Below are 16,963 nucleotides of genomic sequence, written 5' to 3' on the forward strand. Positions count from 1 at the left end.
CCATCTCCTTCTGAATCAATATAATGATCTGTTGCAATGGTTTAAAGAACGGAGTTTCTGCTCAAAATTTTGGACAGTCGACGTTCTTTTTCGCACTATTCATTTGTCCCCGCCATAATGCCGTGAGTTAAGCGGGCGGGGACACAACACCGGTTAATTGGCTACGATATTCACCAATTTACCCGGCACCGTAATCACTTTTCGAATCGTTTTTCCGGACAACTGTTCTTGAATCTTTTCATCGGCGAGAACGAGTTTTTCCATTTCCTCTTTGCTCGCATCCTTGGCGATGGTCCGTTTCGCGCGTACCTTGCCATTGATTTGAATGACAATTTCCACTTCGTCATCCACTAGCTTGGATTCATCGTAAGCAGGCCATGGTTCGTACGCAATAGTGTCACTGTGCCCCAATTTTTCCCACAGTTCTTCCGCAATATGAGGGGTGATCGGAGACAACAGTTTTACAAAGCCTTCAGCAAATGGTTTTGGCAAATAATCGGCTTTATACGCTTCGTTGACAAACACCATTAATTGCGAGATCGCCGTATTAAAATGGAGCTGTTCATAATCCTCCGTCACTTTCTTAACCGTTTGATGATACACTTTTTCAAGCGCATTTCCTTCTTCTTTGATCTTGCTGCTCAGCTGACCGTTTTCATCCACAAACAGTCTCCAAACACGGTCAAGGAAACGACGCGCCCCGTCAAGTCCGGTTGTACTCCATGAAATGGAGGCATCTAAAGGTCCCATAAACATTTCATAAAGACGCAACGTATCAGCGCCATGACTTTCAACGATTTCATCCGGATTGACGACATTCCCGCGCGATTTGCTCATTTTTTCATTATTTTCACCAAGAATCATTCCTTGGTTATATAACTTTTGGAACGGTTCTTTCGTTGGCACTACTCCGATGTCGTATAAGAATTTATGCCAGAAACGAGCATAAAGAAGATGGAGAACTGCGTGCTCCGCTCCGCCGATATAAATGTCAACAGGAAGCCATTCCTTTAATTTTTCAGGATCAGCCAATGCTTTTGGATTATGCGGATCTATATATCTTAAAAAGTACCAGCAGCTTCCGGCCCATTGAGGCATTGTGTTTGTTTCTCTGCGTCCTTTTTTGCCGGTTTTCGGATCCACTACATTAACCCATTCTTCGATATTGGCCAGTGGCGATTCCCCTGTTCCGCTCGGTTTAACTTCTTTTGTTTTTGGAAGCATAAGCGGCAATTCCTCTTCCGGAACCGGAGTCATCGTTCCGTCTTCCCAATGGATGATCGGAATAGGTTCTCCCCAATAACGTTGGCGGCTGAACAGCCAGTCGCGCAGACGGTATGTTACTTTTTTGGATCCGACCCCTTTTTCTTCCAGCCATTCGATCATTTTGGCAATGGCTTCTTCTTTATTTAATCCGTTCAAGAAATCGGAATTGACATGCACACCATCGCCGGTGTAGGCTTCTTTGTTCACATCTCCGCCGGCGACTACTTCTTTAATCGGCAGTCCAAATTTTTTAGCGAACTCGAAGTCCCTTTCGTCGTGGGCAGGAACGGCCATAATCGCTCCTGTTCCGTAGCTCATCAGTACATAATCGGCAATCCAAATCGGCATCTTTTCATTTGTAACAGGGTTGATCGCATAAGCGCCAGTAAATACACCCGTTTTTTCTTTTGCCAAATCGGTACGTTCCAAATCGCTTTTTGATTGAATTTGTTCTAAATAGCGTTCAACCGCTGCTTTTTGTTCCGCTGTCGTAATTTTTTCCACTAACGGATGCTCAGGGGCCAAAACAGTATAAGTGGCTCCAAACAAAGTATCCGGTCTTGTTGTGAAAACAGTGAATGTTTCATCATGGCCATCGACTTGGAAACGAACTTCTGCCCCTTCTGAGCGGCCGATCCAGTTTCTTTGCATCTCTTTAATGCTTTCAGGCCAATCCAATTCTTCCAAATCTTCCAAAAGTCGATCAGCATAAGCTGTAATTTTTAATACCCATTGTTTCATCGGGCGGCGAATAACCGGATAACCACCACGTTCACTTTTGCCATCAATGACTTCTTCGTTGGCCAGAACAGTGCCAAGAGCCGGGCACCAGTTGACCGGAACTTCATCTATGTAAGCAAGACCTTTTTCATACAATTTTAAAAAGATCCATTGCGTCCATTTATAATATTCGGGATCGGTAGTATTAATCTCTCTATCCCAATCGTATGAAAATCCTAATGATTTGATTTGACGTTTAAAATTGGCAATGTTTTTTTTCGTGAATTCCGCAGGATCGTTGCCGGTATCAAGGGCATACTGTTCCGCCGGCAATCCAAATGCATCCCACCCCATCGGATGGAGAACATTATACCCTTGCATCCTCTTCATTCGGGCAAGAATATCGGTTGCTGTATATCCTTCCGGGTGACCGACATGAAGTCCGGCGCCGGATGGGTATGGAAACATGTCTAATGCATAAAATTTTGGCTTGTCCGGATCTTCCGTCGTTCGGAATGTCTTATGTTCTTCCCAGTATTTTTGCCATTTCGATTCGATTTTTTTATGGTCAAAACTCATGTAACTGATCTCCTCCTTTGCTTTCATCGATATTGGTATATCAAAACAGGGAAAATAGAAAAAAACTCCCGTCCCCCAGTTTGGGACGAGAGATGCTTTCGCTCCCGCGGTACCACCCACATTAGTGCACAAGGCACTCAGCTCGATTCCTTAACGTGGAAGGACGGCAAACGCTACTCATCTTTCACGTCTGCAACTCTAAGGCGAGTTCATGGCAGACCCGGTTGACTTGCACCTTCCGTCAACTCTCTAAATCGGGAGTTTATGCCACTACTGCTCCTTATCATCGTTTTTTACCCATCATTTTAGTATAAGATTATTTTAGACAAATTTAAACAAACTTTCAAGTCTGTTTCAAAGAAGGGCATGGAATCAAACAGCTATGTAGCTACATGGTTATTGCTCCAGAACCAATAAAACGAAATGGTTTGATATTTTCCATAAACTAAAGAATTCAGAGAAACTATATCCGGATAAATACAATAATTTCCAACTTATTAACTAGACAGTTACTGGTAAATAACCGGCTATCAGCAGCTACATAACTGTTATACATTTTCGTTTTCTCATGATTTTTATCAATTCGTTCCGTAACAGGAAACGATAACATTCGATGTGTTGACTGCCTTTATCAATACTCGATATTTAGTTGAGGAGCTTTTTGTCTTAGTGGTAATTTTATAAGGTGTATTCCAGTAGGTTAAGTGATAACCATAGCCAGTCGTAAATTTCCAAGATCCTCCATCCAGGTATTGAAGATAAACATATACGTCTCCAGTGGTGTTTTTCACACTCACTTCATGCACGATGTTAGGATAAGAAGTCGTACAAGGACTACTGCCTGCATAAGAACCGGCAGAAAGGGTATTGTTAAAAGTTGTAGTAGCTGCAAATGTTTCAGACACAGAAGCAAATACTAATATAAGCGCAAAAATTGGAACAAGAATGAAAAATAGCCATCTCTTCATTACTCCTTGAGACAACTCCAAATTCATTTTTTATCTTCTCCCTTCATTAATAATGGTTAAAACCAACAGTACACACTCTTAAGTTAGAATGCTTTTATTTTATTCTGAATTTTCAGTCTATAAAACAAACCAATTTCCCAATAATGAAGTACGAAAATCTTAAGCCTAACTTTACTGCGACTAATGTCTCAATCATCCAAAAGCCATCATCTCATTTGTCTAATAAACAACAGAAGCAGTCCCAAAAAAGGACTTAAACTCTGTCCTTTTTGAGACTGCTTCCAATAAACTTACGATTTTGATTTCACAGGTTGGCTGTTGCGGGCATTCTGTTTTTTTGTTTTTTCGATTGTGCTGTATTCATTCGCTATTTCATAATGCTCCGGATTCGTTCCATTTTTGGTTTTTTGCTCGGGATTTTGTCGTTTGGATCTTTTTTTCACATCAGTTCCCCCTAACGATCGTGGTTAAGCAAAATCATTTTGTTTTGCATATCTTGTATCTGCAGCCTTTTACGGTAAAGCTGTTCCCTTTGTTGCGGATTGGCACTGTTATAAAGCTGCAGCCATTCATTGTAAAGATTCTCCAGTTCTTGCATGGCTTCACGATATTCGACATCATGATAATGCCCCTGCAAAGCCCCTTCCTGATATTGCTCTTGGGCTTTTAAAATTACATTTTCGCAAGTCTGAAGAAAATGATCGATGGAGTCTCTCGTAGCCATGATTTTGCCTCCTTGACAAATTGAAGCGATTTTATCCGCCTCTTAAATAGTTTTTTCCACATTTCATCCTTTATAGTTGGTAAAGTTCGGTTGACATGTTTTTTAAAAAATCGTGATTTTTCAATCTTCTCAGCCAACTGCATTCCCTTTTAAAAATGGAATCTTTATTTACTTTTACGTGACATTATTGTTCTATTGGAATGTATTCGCTCTTCATGATAAAATTTGAACGTTAGGAGGAATGCAAATGGAAAACCCTTTTCCATACAGCAACAATGACAAACGTTATCACACCTGGAATTATCACTTACGTCAGGTGTTTGGCCATAAAGTATTTAAAGTTGCTTTAGACGGCGGTTTTGATTGTCCAAATCGGGACGGCACCGTCGCATACGGCGGCTGTACATTTTGCAGTGCGGCTGGTTCCGGAGATTTTGCAGGCGACCGCGCCGACGATTTGGAAACACAGTTTCATAAAATAAAGGCAAAAATGCATCAGAAATGGAAAGATGCAAAATACATGGCTTATTTTCAAGCGTTTACCAACACTCACGCACCCGTAGAAGTATTAAGGAAAAAATATGAAACGGTCTTAAAACAAGAAGGAGTAGTAGGATTGTCGATTGCCACACGTCCGGACTGCCTTCCCGACGATGTAGTGGACTATTTGGCAGAGTTGAATGAAAGAACTTACTTATGGGTCGAGCTAGGATTGCAAACCGTCCATGAAAAAACCGCTCAATTGATTAATCGTGCGCATGATTTTGACTGTTATGTAGAAGGAGTAGAAAAACTTCGCCGACACGGCATCAGAGTTTGTTCCCACATTATTAATGGTTTGCCGTTGGAAACATATGACATGATGATGGAAACCGCTGAAGCTGTCGCCAAATTGGACGTTCAAGGGATTAAAATCCATCTTCTTCATTTGTTAAAAGGTACACCGATGGTCAAACAATATGAAAAGGGAATGTTGAAATTTCTATCCTTTGATGAATACGTTCAACTAGTGTGCGATCAATTAGAAATTCTGCCCCCTGAAATGATCATTCACCGTATTACCGGCGACGGTCCGATCGATTTGATGGTCGGTCCGATGTGGAGCGTCAACAAATGGGAAGTTTTAAACGCCATTGACGATGAACTGAAGCGCCGGAACAGCTGGCAAGGAAAATTTTTTAAAAAAGCTAAAGTCCATTCATGAACAGCAGGTGAATTCAATGATATTAGAAGGAATTTTGCCTTATGCGCGGACGCTTTTGGAAAAAGCAGTAACGCCAGGGGATGCTGTCGTAGATGCCACCATGGGCAACGGGCATGATACGGTATTCCTTGCCAATTTAGTAGGGGAAAAGGGGACAGTATTTGCTTTTGATGTCCAAACAGAAGCGTTGAAAAAAACAAAAGAACGTTTGGAGCAGCATCAACTGACTGATCGAGTCGTCCTCTATCATAGAGGACATGAAGAACTAATCCGAACAATTCCCGAAAAGTTTCACGGAAAAATTACCGCGGCGATTTTCAATCTCGGATATTTACCCGGAAGCGACAAATCGATCGTCACCAAACCGAAAACGACTAAAGAAGCGGTCGAACAATTGCTCGAAATCATGGCTCCTGGAGGCGTCATTGTGTTGGTTGTCTATCACGGCCATGAAGAAGGAAAAAGAGAAAAAGACGAACTTTGTTCTTTTGTCCGCAGCATTGATCAATCCATCGCTCATGTGCTGCTTTACCAATTTATCAATCAAATTAACGATCCGCCGTTTATTATTGCCTTGGAAAAAAGGAATGACATCTTCGGCGAGATTGAAAGATAAAAAAGGCAACTGGCTGATAAACCAGTTGCCTTTTCTTTTTAACTCAGATTGACTTTTACTTAAGCACTTCTTCCGCGATCAGTTCATAAGAGCGCAAACGGTCTTCAAAGCTGTATGTGATGGACACCAACACAATTTCTTCTGTTTCATATAATTCACTTAAGCGCAAGAGTTGATCGTGGACCTGTTTCGGATCACCGATAATCATCCGTTTTCGATTCTCCTGAACGATCTTTCGTTCCAATGAATCGTACGAATATTGAGCGGCTTTTTCCGGGCTTAGAGTTCCGTTCAGCGGCGTTCCCCGTTCCAGCATAAGTAAAGTTAAGTCTAAACTTGAAGCAATTCGTTCCGCCTCTTCTTCTGTTTCTCCGCAAATGGCAAAAACCGCTACCATATTTTTAGGCTCGCTTAAATACTTGGACGGTCGGAACTGACGGCGATACTCTTTTGTAAACTCCGGACCTCCCTCCCCATTGATAAACTGGGCAAATGTATAGGGCAGTCCTTTTTGAGCAGCCAGTTCTGCGCTGGAAAGGCTGGAACCGAGCATCCAAACTTCAGGAACAGTCTGTGTAACAGGAGAAGCTTTCAATCCGTAATACGGATGACTTTCGTCCAGCGAATCGTATAGATAGGTGAGCAGTTCATCAATTTGTTCCGAATAACGGTCAACTTTGCGGTACTGGCCGTTGTTTAACGCCAGCGTGGCTCTCGGCATTCCACCGGGGGCACGTCCTATTCCTAAATCGATTCGTTTCGGATTCAGCGCTTCTAAAACACGAAAATTTTCCGCCACTTTAAACGGACTATAATGAGTGAGCATTACCCCGCCGGAACCTAGCCGGATTTTTTTCGTTTTGGCTGCCAGATAGGATATCAACACTTCCGGTGAAGATCCTGCTAAAGTGGTTGAATCATGGTGTTCAGAAACCCAAAAACGCTCATATCCCAATTTTTCTACATGCTGAGCCAATTTCACTGTATTGGAGAGTGCTTCTTCCGCCGTCATTCCTTCTGAAATGGGCGACTGATCTAAAACACTTAATTTTAAAGCCACTTCTTTACATCCCCTTATTGAAAACTTTGGTTTGATTGTTTCATTATTCACTATGAGTAGCTAATTGTCTAATAAATTGCTCTTCCTTAACGTCACCAATACTTTCGGAAACATTCCATGAATGAACGAACGGATGAAAAACGGCTCTTTTTGTATGTTTCTGTCCAAACAGAAAAAAGTTATTTGGACACATGCTGACGAAATTTTCGATACATTCTGCCGTTATAATAGAAAAAGTAGCTGGTCGAACCTCCAAAACGGATAATTTTCTTTGCTAAAGACTGAACATCCTTTTGTTGGTTGACTTTATCCTCCGATAAATAAATGCCAAGGAGCCCCCTGTTGATCAATTGATGAAATTTGGCATGAGGCAAATGTTTCGTGCTGCTATCCGCTTTTTGAATAAAATATTGAAAGCGGGACAAAAGCTCTTCTTGACTGTCATAATAAAAGCAAAAATTTAAATCTCCGCCTTTTCGGTCCTCTTCCTGATCAATAAAATAATCCAATAAAATGTGAAGACCTTGGATATACGGAAAATAGGCTTCTCGAATCATGGACGCATATTCCGGCTTGAAATCGTCTCTAAATGCATAAGAAACTAAGCAAAAAATGCCCAAAGTGGAACCTGAACAAGCCGAAAACTCAAACCATTCCATCTTCGGAAGCTGATCTTTATAGCGAGAAAACCATTTTTTTAATCGTTCTTCTCTTTCTTCCACACAAACATGCTTATGTATTTGGAGATCGCAATAATATCGGCAAAGTTCAAGCAAGTAGGAAGATATAGCCGGATAATGATTGATTTTTTGCAAAACTGACTGGCATGTGCCGACTAATTCCCGTAAATAGCCGCCATCTTCCTGCTCGTTTCGAAATCGGTAATAAGGGCGAAAAGGAGCTCCTACCGTTAACGCATCTATCATCGATTCGTGAAGGGCAGCAAAATCTTTTGGATCAAGAGAAGTGCTCCGGTCGCATAAATTGTCCAAGTAATCGCTGATCGTCTGGTAAGCGACAATAAACTTTACAGCTTCTCCGATATGTTCGCCGGACAGCAGCGCTAAAATCGAACCGCCTTCACAATGAAACGTTTTATGTTCGATACTGGCAAGTGCTTGTTTTTTCAATTCTTGATCAGGTATCGAGTTCGCCTTTTGTTTCCATTTGTTTAATTCTTTATGAACAGTTGGAAATACTTTACGATAAGCCTGCCCCATTAATGAAAATGGATGGGTGGGGATGGTCAATATTCTCACCTCTTTTAATCAACCACATAGCCAATGGAACGCAAGCAATTTTCGACAAAACTCTTCGTATATGCGAAAACCTCTTCTCTTTCCGGCTCATTAAAAATTTCATGGTACAGTTTCGGCCACTCTTTGAAATGCATTTCTGAAAGAGACAATTGCTGAAACCACTTTTTCACTTCATTCTTATCTACAATTTTATCATCTCCTGCTTGCATGACCAAAAATGGAACATCAGGCATTTTCGAAACATTTGTGAACGCAAGCTTTACAGCCTGTATCATTTCCCTGTACCAGCGGACTGACACCTTTGTCACGTACAACGTATCGTTTAAATCAATTTCACGTACTTCTTTATTCCTCGTCGCCATTTCAATCGATAATCCCGTTGCAAATTTAACGGAAGGCACCAGGGAATTTAAACCATAGGAAAGAACATCAAGAATTTTTGGCGGCGTGTGCAGAAGCCCTAAACAAGGCGAAGACAAGATCACCCCGGCCAGTTTGACTCGCTCTTCCTGCAATAGACGGATGGCAACAAGCCCTCCTAAACTATGTCCAAGCAAGAATATAGGCAAATCAAATTGGTAGGCAGCCTGTATCCACTCTTTCACTGCCGATATGTATTCATCAAAACGCTCAATATGGCCGCGCTTAGACCTGGATGTCGTTCCTTGCCCGGGCAAATCGCCCATTACTACATGAAAACCGGAATTTCTCCACATTTCAATGAGCCATCCATATCTGCCATGATGTTCAAAAGCGCCGTGAATCATGACAATGACGCCCTTTCCTTGTCCATCCTCGGGATCCCATTTCCACATGTTGATCAACCTCGCTTTTTTACAGATCTAGAGGTCCCTTTTGCCTCCGTTTCTTGTTCCTTTCATGCTCTCTAAACGGCTTCGTTGATAAATACCGACACTTCGCTTATAGAATCCAAGTTTTTTCAAACAGTGTCGACTCTTATCCATTACGGCCACTTGCTGAGATAGATTTTCTCCAACGTTCACATCATGTAGCAAAAATACAGATTTGGCAAGGAAGATACACACCACATTATACAAATCTTCTAAAATTCGATAGAATAAGGTAGAAGGAGCAATGAAAGGAGCCAAGAACGGTCATGATCTATCCTTATCACGAAAAAACGCCGAAAATCGCTGATTCTGCCTTTATCGCTGATTATGTCACCATTACGGGAGATGTTGAAATTGGCGAAGAATCCAGCGTTTGGTTCAACACCGTCATCAGAGGAGACGTTGCACCAACGATCATCGGTAAAAAAGTCAATATTCAAGACAACTCCGTACTTCATCAAAGTCCAAATAATCCATTAATATTGGAAGATGAAGTGACAATCGGCCATCAAGTGATTTTGCACAGTTGCATCATTCGTAAAAAGGCTCTTATCGGTATGGGTTCTATTATACTCGACCGCGCCGAAATTGGAGAAGGGGCTTTTATCGGAGCCGGCAGCCTTGTACCGCCGGGAAAAGTCATCCCTCCACACTCAATGGCTTTCGGACGGCCAGCCAAAGTCATCCGTCCCATAAATGAACATGATAAAAGCGAAATGGAACGAATTGTCCGGGAGTATGCCGAAAAAGCTCAGTATTATAAGCAGCTGCAAAATCAAAAGGATTAGTAGTATGTCCAAAAACCATTATCCCATTCCTGCCATCCACTTTCCAAGCAGGATCATGCGCCGGTATTGATTCAAACATCCATTTTGTTTTCCATCCGGTGCTCTCAAAAATGTTTTAGGTGGTGCTGAATGAATTTTACTTTCATGATTTTATTCTTTTTTCTCATTAGTTTAGGAATCCTTCTTCTTTTTATCATAAGATATTTCCGCGACAAATGGAAACCGGCCGTTTTAATAGCGTTGCTTTTTTTCTTGTTTCTTTCAGTCTTTTTCCGGGATGAAGTCAAATATTCGATTCCGTTCCAAAAATCGCTTATAGCATTTCATCATTGGACTCATTATTCTACAGTCAAAGTAAAAGAGAGCGTTTTGCTTGATTCCCCTCTCATTTCTCAATTGCCGGAACTGCCACGGGGATGCGAAGTGACAAGCTTGGCCATGCTCCTTCAATCAGCAGGCGTCTCCGTCGATAAAATGGAACTGGCCAAAGAAGTGAAAAAGAACCCTGCCACTTATCGAGTGGAGAATGGACTTATTTTTTTCGGCGACCCTGACAACGGATTTGTCGGCGATATGTATACGCTTTCTAAACCCGGACTGGGAGTTTATCATAAGCCCATTTTGGAACTGGCCAATAAATATTTGCCAGAAGGCAAGAAGGCATTAGATTTGACAGGAGCGGATTTTGAAGAATTAAAAGTCCATCTTTCCGACGGCCGCCCAGTTTGGGTTATCATCAATACCACTTACAATAAGCTGCCGGACAGCGCGTTTCAAACTTGGCATACGGAGAGCGGAAAAATAAAAATTACTTATAAAGAACACTCGGTATTAGTCACCGGTTATGACGATCAGTATGTGTATTTTAACGATCCACTAACCAATGTAAAAAATCAAAAAGCACCCATTGACTCCTTTGAAAAAGCATGGGTGCAAATGGGGAGACAGGCCATTACCTATCTCCCCTAGTTTTTTACCCATTATTACACAAGCTGCATTTCCCGTTGTTTTTGTGTTTGAAATTCATATTTGCCTTCTACATATACAGCATGCCAAATCATAAAAATAAGAACGGTCCAAATTTTACGGCTGTTATCTTTCTTCCCTTGGCAATGTTCTTCCAGTAAATCTAATACATATTGCTTGTTAATAAGATGCCCCGTTTCGCTTTCTTTAATAATGGTCACAGCCCAATCATGCATTTCTGCTTTCAGCCAATGGCGAATTGGCACCGGGAATCCCAGTTTCTTTCTATTTAATACATGATCAGGGACAATTCCTTCTGCAGCTTTTCGAAGGATGTATTTGGTCGTGCCATGAGCGGTTTTATAGCGCGTTGGAATTTTGGACGCCACTTCAAATACTTCTTTATCAAGGAATGGAACGCGCAATTCCAAAGAATGGGCCATTGTCATTTTATCTGCCTTTAACAAAATGTCACCGCGCAGCCATGTATGAATATCAATATACTGCATGCGATCGACATCGTCATAACCGACCGTTTCTGCATAAAATGGCTTTGTAATGTTAGTATATTCAAGGCCGTCGCGATATTGTCGCAATAGTTTCCGTTTTTCCTCTTCTCCAAACATCTTCGCATTACCGATGTACCGTTCTTCCATCGGCGTAACTCCGCGTTCAATAAAGCTTTTCCCTTTCACACCATCAGGCAAAATGGAAGCCAACAATCGAAGCAATTTTTTCCCAACTTCCGGTATGTTTTGAAAAACAGCTAACGATTGCGGTTCACGATAAATATTATAGCCGCCGAAAAGTTCATCTGCTCCTTCTCCTGATAATACGACTGTTACATGTTTTCTTGCTTCGCGAGCTACGAAGTACAACGGAACACAAGCCGGATCGGCCAGCGGATCATCCATATGCCAAATAATCTTCGGCAGTTCTTTCATATATTCTTCCGGTGTGATCACGTAGCTAATATTTTCCACACCCAATTTTTCCGCTGTTTCTTTAGCCACATCAATTTCACTATATCCATCGCGTTCAAATCCGACAGAGAATGTTTTAATCTTTGGATGGTATTGCTTGGCAATCGCAGCAACAAAAGAAGAATCAATTCCCCCTGAAAGGAAGGATCCGACAGGCACATCGCTTCTCATGTGTACTTTTACAGAATCAAGAAGCGCCTCACGCACCATTTTCACATATTCGTCTTCTTCGCGGTAAATCGGTTGGAAAGCGGCTTTCCAATAACGGCGAATCGTCATGTTTTCGCCGACTTTTTTAATAAAATAGTGGCCAGGTTCCAATTTTTGAATTTCCGCATGCAATGTATCAGGTTCCGGAACGTATTGATACGTAAAATAATGTTGAGCGGCATTCGCATTTAAGCTGCTTTCTTCACTGGCAAGCAAAATGCTCTTCTTTTCGGAAGCAAAAAAAGTACGTCCTCCTTCTTCTTTATAAAAAAATGGTTTAATGCCGAACGGATCTCTTGCACCGAACAACACTTGTTCTTCTTTATCCCAGATCACAAAAGCGAACATACCGCGAAGCTTTTCTACAGCTTTTTCTTTTAGGCGGCTGTACAAAGCGACGATGGTTTCTGTGTCAGACGAAGTAGCAAATTCAACGCCTTCTTTTAAAAGTTCTTCCCGTAATTCCACATAATTGTAGATCTCGCCATTAAAAATAATCCAATATCGTTCATTTTCAAATGACAGCGGTTGGTTTCCGTTTTCAAGGTCAATAATACTTAAACGTCGAAATCCTAATTGAACGTGTTCATCTTGATAAAATCCATCATGATCAGGACCACGGTGATAAATGATATCGTTCATTAATTTAAATTGTTCTTCCGTTAATTTCGGATAATCTTTATGATCATAAACGCAACCGATAAAGCCGCACATGACTATCACCTTTCTGTAATTTAAGTTCACATTACTAGTTTAACGAAATTGTGAATCTTGGCAAGGAATTTATTTCATGAAAAATTTCCATTTCATTCCGGAAGTTCCAAAATCAAATCACTTCCAATACCTCAACAGGAAAAGCGTCCAAGTTCAAAAGTCGAATTTTTTATCAGTCCTTTTCTAGTTGTAGGAGAGTTTGCCTATTGGAATGTTGTATAAGTATCCCCTTTTTCACGATGATTCATCAATTGTACCATTTATTCTCCACTATAGATGGCCACAATATTTGGATTCATTAAATAATCTTCACGTTCAAATGAAAAAGGAGCTACAGCTAAAAGTGTAACTCCTGTACATTTGTCTATTGATTTAATGCTTGTTCGCGAAGCGTTTGGGCTTTATCTGTTTTTTCCCAAGGAAGGTCCAAATCGGTGCGTCCGAAATGGCCGTATGCAGCTGTTTGTTTGTAAATTGGGCGACGCAGATCAAGCATTTTGATAATTCCAGCTGGACGCAGGTCGAAGTTCTTTCTCACGACGTCTACCAATACATCTTCTGATACAGCTCCAGTTCCGAATGTATCGATGGAAATCGATACCGGCTGAGCTACCCCAATCGCATAAGCAAGCTGTACTTCACACTTTTCTGCCAGTCCAGCTGCCACAATATTTTTAGCTACATAGCGGGCAGCATAGGCTGCAGATCGGTCTACTTTCGTCGGATCTTTCCCGGAAAAAGCTCCTCCACCATGTCTTGCGTAGCCGCCGTAAGTGTCTACGATAATTTTCCGTCCCGTTAATCCGGCGTCACCTTGAGGTCCTCCAATAACAAAACGGCCGGTCGGATTGATGAAATATTTCGTTTCATCATCGATCAATTCTTTTGGAACAATTGGGTCAATAACATGTTCTTTAATGTCGCGCTGAATTTGCTCTAACGTGATTTCCGGATGATGTTGGGCCGAAATGACAATCGTATCGATGCGCACAGGCTTGTCGTTTTCATCATATTCAACCGTTACTTGCGTTTTTCCGTCCGGACGCAAGTAAGGAATAATCCCTTCTTTGCGCACTTTTGTCAACCGGCGGGATAAAGAATGGGCTAAAGAAATAGGAAGCGGCATTAATTCTTCCGTTTCATTGCAGGCAAATCCGAACATCAAACCTTGGTCGCCCGCGCCAATCGCTTCAATTTCTTCATCCGTCATCGATCCTTCTCTTGCTTCCAGGGCGCGGTCCACCCCTTGAGCAATGTCGGGAGATTGTTCATCGATAGACGTCAAGACACCGCAAGTATCTGCGTCAAAACCGTATTTCGCCCGGGTATAGCCAATATCCCGCACCGTTTGGCGTACAATTTTGGGAATATCCACATAAGAAGACGTCGTAATTTCTCCAGAAACCAGCACAAGCCCAGTTGTTACTGAAGTTTCAGCAGCCACCCTTGCATTCGGGTCTTTTTCGAGAATAGCATCGAGAATGGCATCAGAAATTTGGTCGCAAATTTTATCTGGATGCCCTTCGGTGACAGACTCTGAAGTGAAAAGACGGCGTTTTTTTGACATCAAAGTTCCTCCTATCGCAGTTTCGATCAATTCCATTTCCTTCTTTTAACCCGCCAGTTAAGGTCTTGACAACAGAGAAAGTAAGCCTTATCTTTTTGGGGTCAAAACATTTGAAAATGAATGTTCGCTTTATTTTTAAACGGTACTCGTTTCCTTTCGTAGTATGGTATGATTGCCCGTTTCCAAAGGACCGGCAATCTCAATGGTCCAGCGCCAAACTCAATCAAAAAGAAAAACCTTTCCCAAAAGAATGCAGAGGAAAGGTTTTTGGTTACATGCGCCTTTCACTCTTATCGTTCAAGGTATTTACACCTTGCATCAGGTTAGCACCTTTCTCACAAGCCCCTCGCGTCGCCGGTACGACATAAGAAGCATGTCCTTTTACCTGACGGCTTCAAAATCATCGCTTGTCGTTGAGAAGGTTGCCGGGTTTCATCGGGCCTGTCCCTCCGCCAACTCAGGATAAGAGTATCCGTTCAATGTTAAACTATAACGTAGAAACCAAACGGGTGTCAACAAAATTTTGTCTTTCCGTTGACGCAATGTTTTCTTCCTGAAATAGAAATAAATTCTATTTTAAACCCGTCGCAACAGACGGTTTAAACGGACTCATTAAAACCTGAACCAAAAAACTCTGAATCATATCCTGTTTCTCCCTTTTTTCTTCCTTTTATATAGTATAGAATAGGCATGCCAATTAAGGAAAAGATGAAAAAAAATAGACAAAAATTTACGATAAATAGTATAGACTAATCGAATAAAAGTGTTATACTATTTCTTAAGTGAACTCGAAAATAACATCTAAAAATAAAAACAAAAGGATGGTTATTATTTATGAATTCTGTCATTTCAAATGAAATTTTGGAATTAGTTAAGGGATCCAATGTCCATGTTCAATTATCTGTCCCACAACTGGTGGAAAAAGTCCTTTCCAGAAAAGAAGGCGTATTAACTTCTTCCGGCGCCGTTCGCGCTCAAACCGGAAAATATACCGGGAGATCACCAAAAGACAAATACATTGTAAAAGAGCCATCAACCAAAGACAAAATAGACTGGGGACCGGTGAACCAGCCGATTTCTCCAGAAGTTTTTGATAAATTATACCATAAAGTCATTCGTTACTTAAAAGAACAAGAAGAAATTTTCGTATTTAAAGGATTCGCCGGCGCCGATCCATCTCATCGCCTTCCGATTCAAGTAATCAATGAATACGCATGGCATAATCTTTTTGCCCATCAGCTTTTTATCCGTCCGACGGAAGAAGAATTAGCAGGTCATCAGGCGGAATTTACCATTCTTTCAGCCCCTAATTTTAAAGCTGATCCTGAAGTTGACGGAACGAGATCAGAAACCTTTATCATTATCTCTTTTGAACGCAAAGTCATATTGATTGGCGGAACTGAATACGCCGGAGAAATGAAGAAATCCATTTTTTCGATCATGAATTACCTCTTGCCGGAATCCGGCGTCTTATCGATGCACTGCTCGGCCAATGTCGGTTTTGAAGGAGACGTTGCTCTGTTCTTCGGGCTTTCTGGAACGGGAAAAACTACTTTATCCACAGACCCGAACCGCCGTTTAATAGGAGATGACGAGCACGGATGGTCATCTACAGGAGTCTTTAATATCGAGGGCGGCTGCTATGCAAAATGCATCGGGCTTTCTAAAGAAAAGGAACCGCAAATTTATCATGCGATCCGCTTTGGGTCCGTTCTTGAAAATGTAGTATTAGATGAAAATACTCGGATTCCGGATTATAACGACTCTTCTTTGACAGAAAATACTCGTGCCGCCTATCCAATTGACGCGATCGATAATATTGTCGTTCCAAGTATTGCAGGTCATCCAAACACGATTATCTTTTTGACCGCAGACGCTTTCGGTGTTCTGCCCCCTATCAGCAAATTGACAAAAGAACAGGCCATGTACCATTTTCTAAGCGGATACACATCCAAATTAGCCGGTACGGAAAGGGGCGTTACCTCGCCTGAAGCAACATTCTCCACATGCTTTGGAGCGCCATTCTTGCCTCTTCCGGCTACACGATACGCAGAAATGCTCGGCGAAAAAATCGATGAACATAATGTGCAAGTCTATTTGGTCAATACCGGATGGACAGGCGGAGAATACGGCGTCGGATCCCGAATGAAACTATCCTATACACGTGCAATGGTTCAAGCCGCTTTAGAAGGCGAACTAGCTAATACCGAAACTCAGAAAGACGAAATTTTCGGGCTGGAGATCCCTCTTCATGTTCCGGGAGTGCCGGACGAAGTATTGCTGCCGAAAAAAACATGGCAGGATGAAAAAGCATATGAAGAAAAAGCACTGGAATTGGCAGCCCGCTTCCGCGAAAACTTTAAGAAATTTACCAATGTACCCGCAGAAATTGAAAAATTGGGTGGACCTATTCAATAAAGATCGGCCGTTTGAAAGATATCCAATAATACCGAGATCCAACGTCAAACATCCCCTTCCCCCGCAAGAA

14 protein-coding genes, 1 riboswitch and 1 other annotated feature are annotated in these 16,963 nt (G+C 41.7%); of the genes, 5 read left to right on the plus strand and 9 right to left on the minus strand.

Features of this window, described 5'->3' with window-relative positions:
* Positions 1–153: 153 nt before the first annotated feature.
* The 4 genes from leuS to NST81_RS13565 form a co-directional block, all read right to left on the minus strand.
* Entirely contained in the window at positions 154–2,565 is a 2,412-nt protein-coding gene (gene leuS, locus NST81_RS13550; protein ID WP_341030077.1) for a leucine--tRNA ligase, read from the minus strand.
* Between the two features lie 78 nt (positions 2,566–2,643).
* Positions 2,644–2,861, minus strand: a binding site (T-box leader).
* 282 nt (positions 2,862–3,143) lie between these two features.
* Complete coding sequence (locus NST81_RS13555) at positions 3,144–3,560, minus strand: hypothetical protein (protein WP_048623861.1); 417 nt, start codon at positions 3,558–3,560, stop codon at positions 3,144–3,146.
* Positions 3,561–3,823: 263 nt separating this feature from the next.
* Positions 3,824–3,976 (minus strand): hypothetical protein, encoded by a 153-nt coding sequence (locus tag NST81_RS13560; protein ID WP_003353826.1) that lies wholly within the window; start codon positions 3,974–3,976, stop codon positions 3,824–3,826.
* A gap of 11 nt (positions 3,977–3,987) precedes the next feature.
* Positions 3,988–4,257 (minus strand): YtzC family protein, encoded by a 270-nt coding sequence (locus NST81_RS13565; RefSeq protein WP_003353827.1) that lies wholly within the window; start codon positions 4,255–4,257, stop codon positions 3,988–3,990.
* A gap of 241 nt (positions 4,258–4,498) precedes the next feature.
* Here NST81_RS13565 and NST81_RS13570 point away from each other — a divergent pair, with 241 nt between their 5' ends.
* Both NST81_RS13570 and NST81_RS13575 read left to right on the plus strand, forming a co-directional pair.
* A complete protein-coding gene (locus tag NST81_RS13570) occupies positions 4,499–5,461 on the plus strand; it encodes a TIGR01212 family radical SAM protein (protein WP_048623862.1) in 963 nt (320 codons plus the stop codon).
* Between the two features lie 16 nt (positions 5,462–5,477).
* Complete coding sequence (locus tag NST81_RS13575) at positions 5,478–6,077, plus strand: class I SAM-dependent methyltransferase (RefSeq protein WP_341030078.1); 600 nt, start codon at positions 5,478–5,480, stop codon at positions 6,075–6,077.
* 55 nt (positions 6,078–6,132) lie between these two features.
* Here the strand turns inward: NST81_RS13575 and NST81_RS13580 are convergent, their stop codons facing one another.
* The 3 genes from NST81_RS13580 to NST81_RS13590 all read right to left on the minus strand — a co-directional run bounded on the left by NST81_RS13580 (position 6,133) and on the right by NST81_RS13590 (position 9,211).
* Positions 6,133–7,137, minus strand: coding sequence for an LLM class flavin-dependent oxidoreductase (locus tag NST81_RS13580; RefSeq protein WP_341030079.1), 1,005 nt, complete (start codon positions 7,135–7,137; stop codon positions 6,133–6,135).
* Positions 7,138–7,316: 179 nt separating this feature from the next.
* Positions 7,317–8,387 carry a tetraprenyl-beta-curcumene synthase family protein gene (locus NST81_RS13585; protein WP_327797764.1) on the minus strand — a complete coding sequence of 357 codons (1,071 nt, stop codon included), beginning with the start codon at positions 8,385–8,387 and terminating at the stop codon, positions 7,317–7,319.
* Between the two features lie 14 nt (positions 8,388–8,401).
* A complete protein-coding gene (locus NST81_RS13590) occupies positions 8,402–9,211 on the minus strand; it encodes an alpha/beta fold hydrolase (protein WP_048623866.1) in 810 nt (269 codons plus the stop codon).
* A 302-nt stretch (positions 9,212–9,513) separates the two neighbouring features.
* On the opposite strand from NST81_RS13590, the gene NST81_RS13595 reads away from it, so the two are divergent.
* Together NST81_RS13595 and NST81_RS13600 are read left to right on the plus strand one after the other, a co-directional pair.
* Positions 9,514–10,035, plus strand: a complete 522-nt coding sequence (locus NST81_RS13595) for a gamma carbonic anhydrase (protein ID WP_003353834.1) — start codon at positions 9,514–9,516, stop codon at positions 10,033–10,035.
* A gap of 129 nt (positions 10,036–10,164) precedes the next feature.
* On the plus strand, positions 10,165–11,004 hold the full coding sequence (locus NST81_RS13600) for a C39 family peptidase (RefSeq protein ID WP_082142330.1): 840 nt from the start codon (positions 10,165–10,167) through the stop codon (positions 11,002–11,004).
* Positions 11,005–11,018: 14 nt separating this feature from the next.
* On the opposite strand, the gene asnB is transcribed toward NST81_RS13600, so the two are convergent.
* Together asnB and metK are read right to left on the minus strand one after the other, a co-directional pair.
* Positions 11,019–12,908: an asparagine synthase (glutamine-hydrolyzing) gene (asnB, locus tag NST81_RS13605; RefSeq protein WP_048623868.1), complete on the minus strand. Its 1,890-nt coding sequence runs from the start codon at positions 12,906–12,908 to the stop codon at positions 11,019–11,021.
* A 364-nt stretch (positions 12,909–13,272) separates the two neighbouring features.
* A complete protein-coding gene (metK, locus tag NST81_RS13610; RefSeq protein ID WP_048623869.1) occupies positions 13,273–14,475 on the minus strand; it encodes a methionine adenosyltransferase in 1,203 nt (400 codons plus the stop codon).
* Between the two features lie 287 nt (positions 14,476–14,762).
* A riboswitch (SAM riboswitch) is annotated at positions 14,763–14,944 on the minus strand.
* Between the two features lie 365 nt (positions 14,945–15,309).
* On the opposite strand from metK, the gene pckA reads away from it, so the two are divergent.
* Positions 15,310–16,893: a phosphoenolpyruvate carboxykinase (ATP) gene (pckA, locus tag NST81_RS13615; RefSeq protein ID WP_341030080.1), complete on the plus strand. Its 1,584-nt coding sequence runs from the start codon at positions 15,310–15,312 to the stop codon at positions 16,891–16,893.
* The last annotated feature ends 70 nt before the right edge of the window (positions 16,894–16,963 follow it).

It is taken from the genome of Bacillus sp. FSL W8-0223, from assembly GCF_038006805.1.
Lineage (GTDB): Bacteria > Bacillota > Bacilli > Bacillales > DSM-4216 > Bacillus_O > Bacillus_O smithii.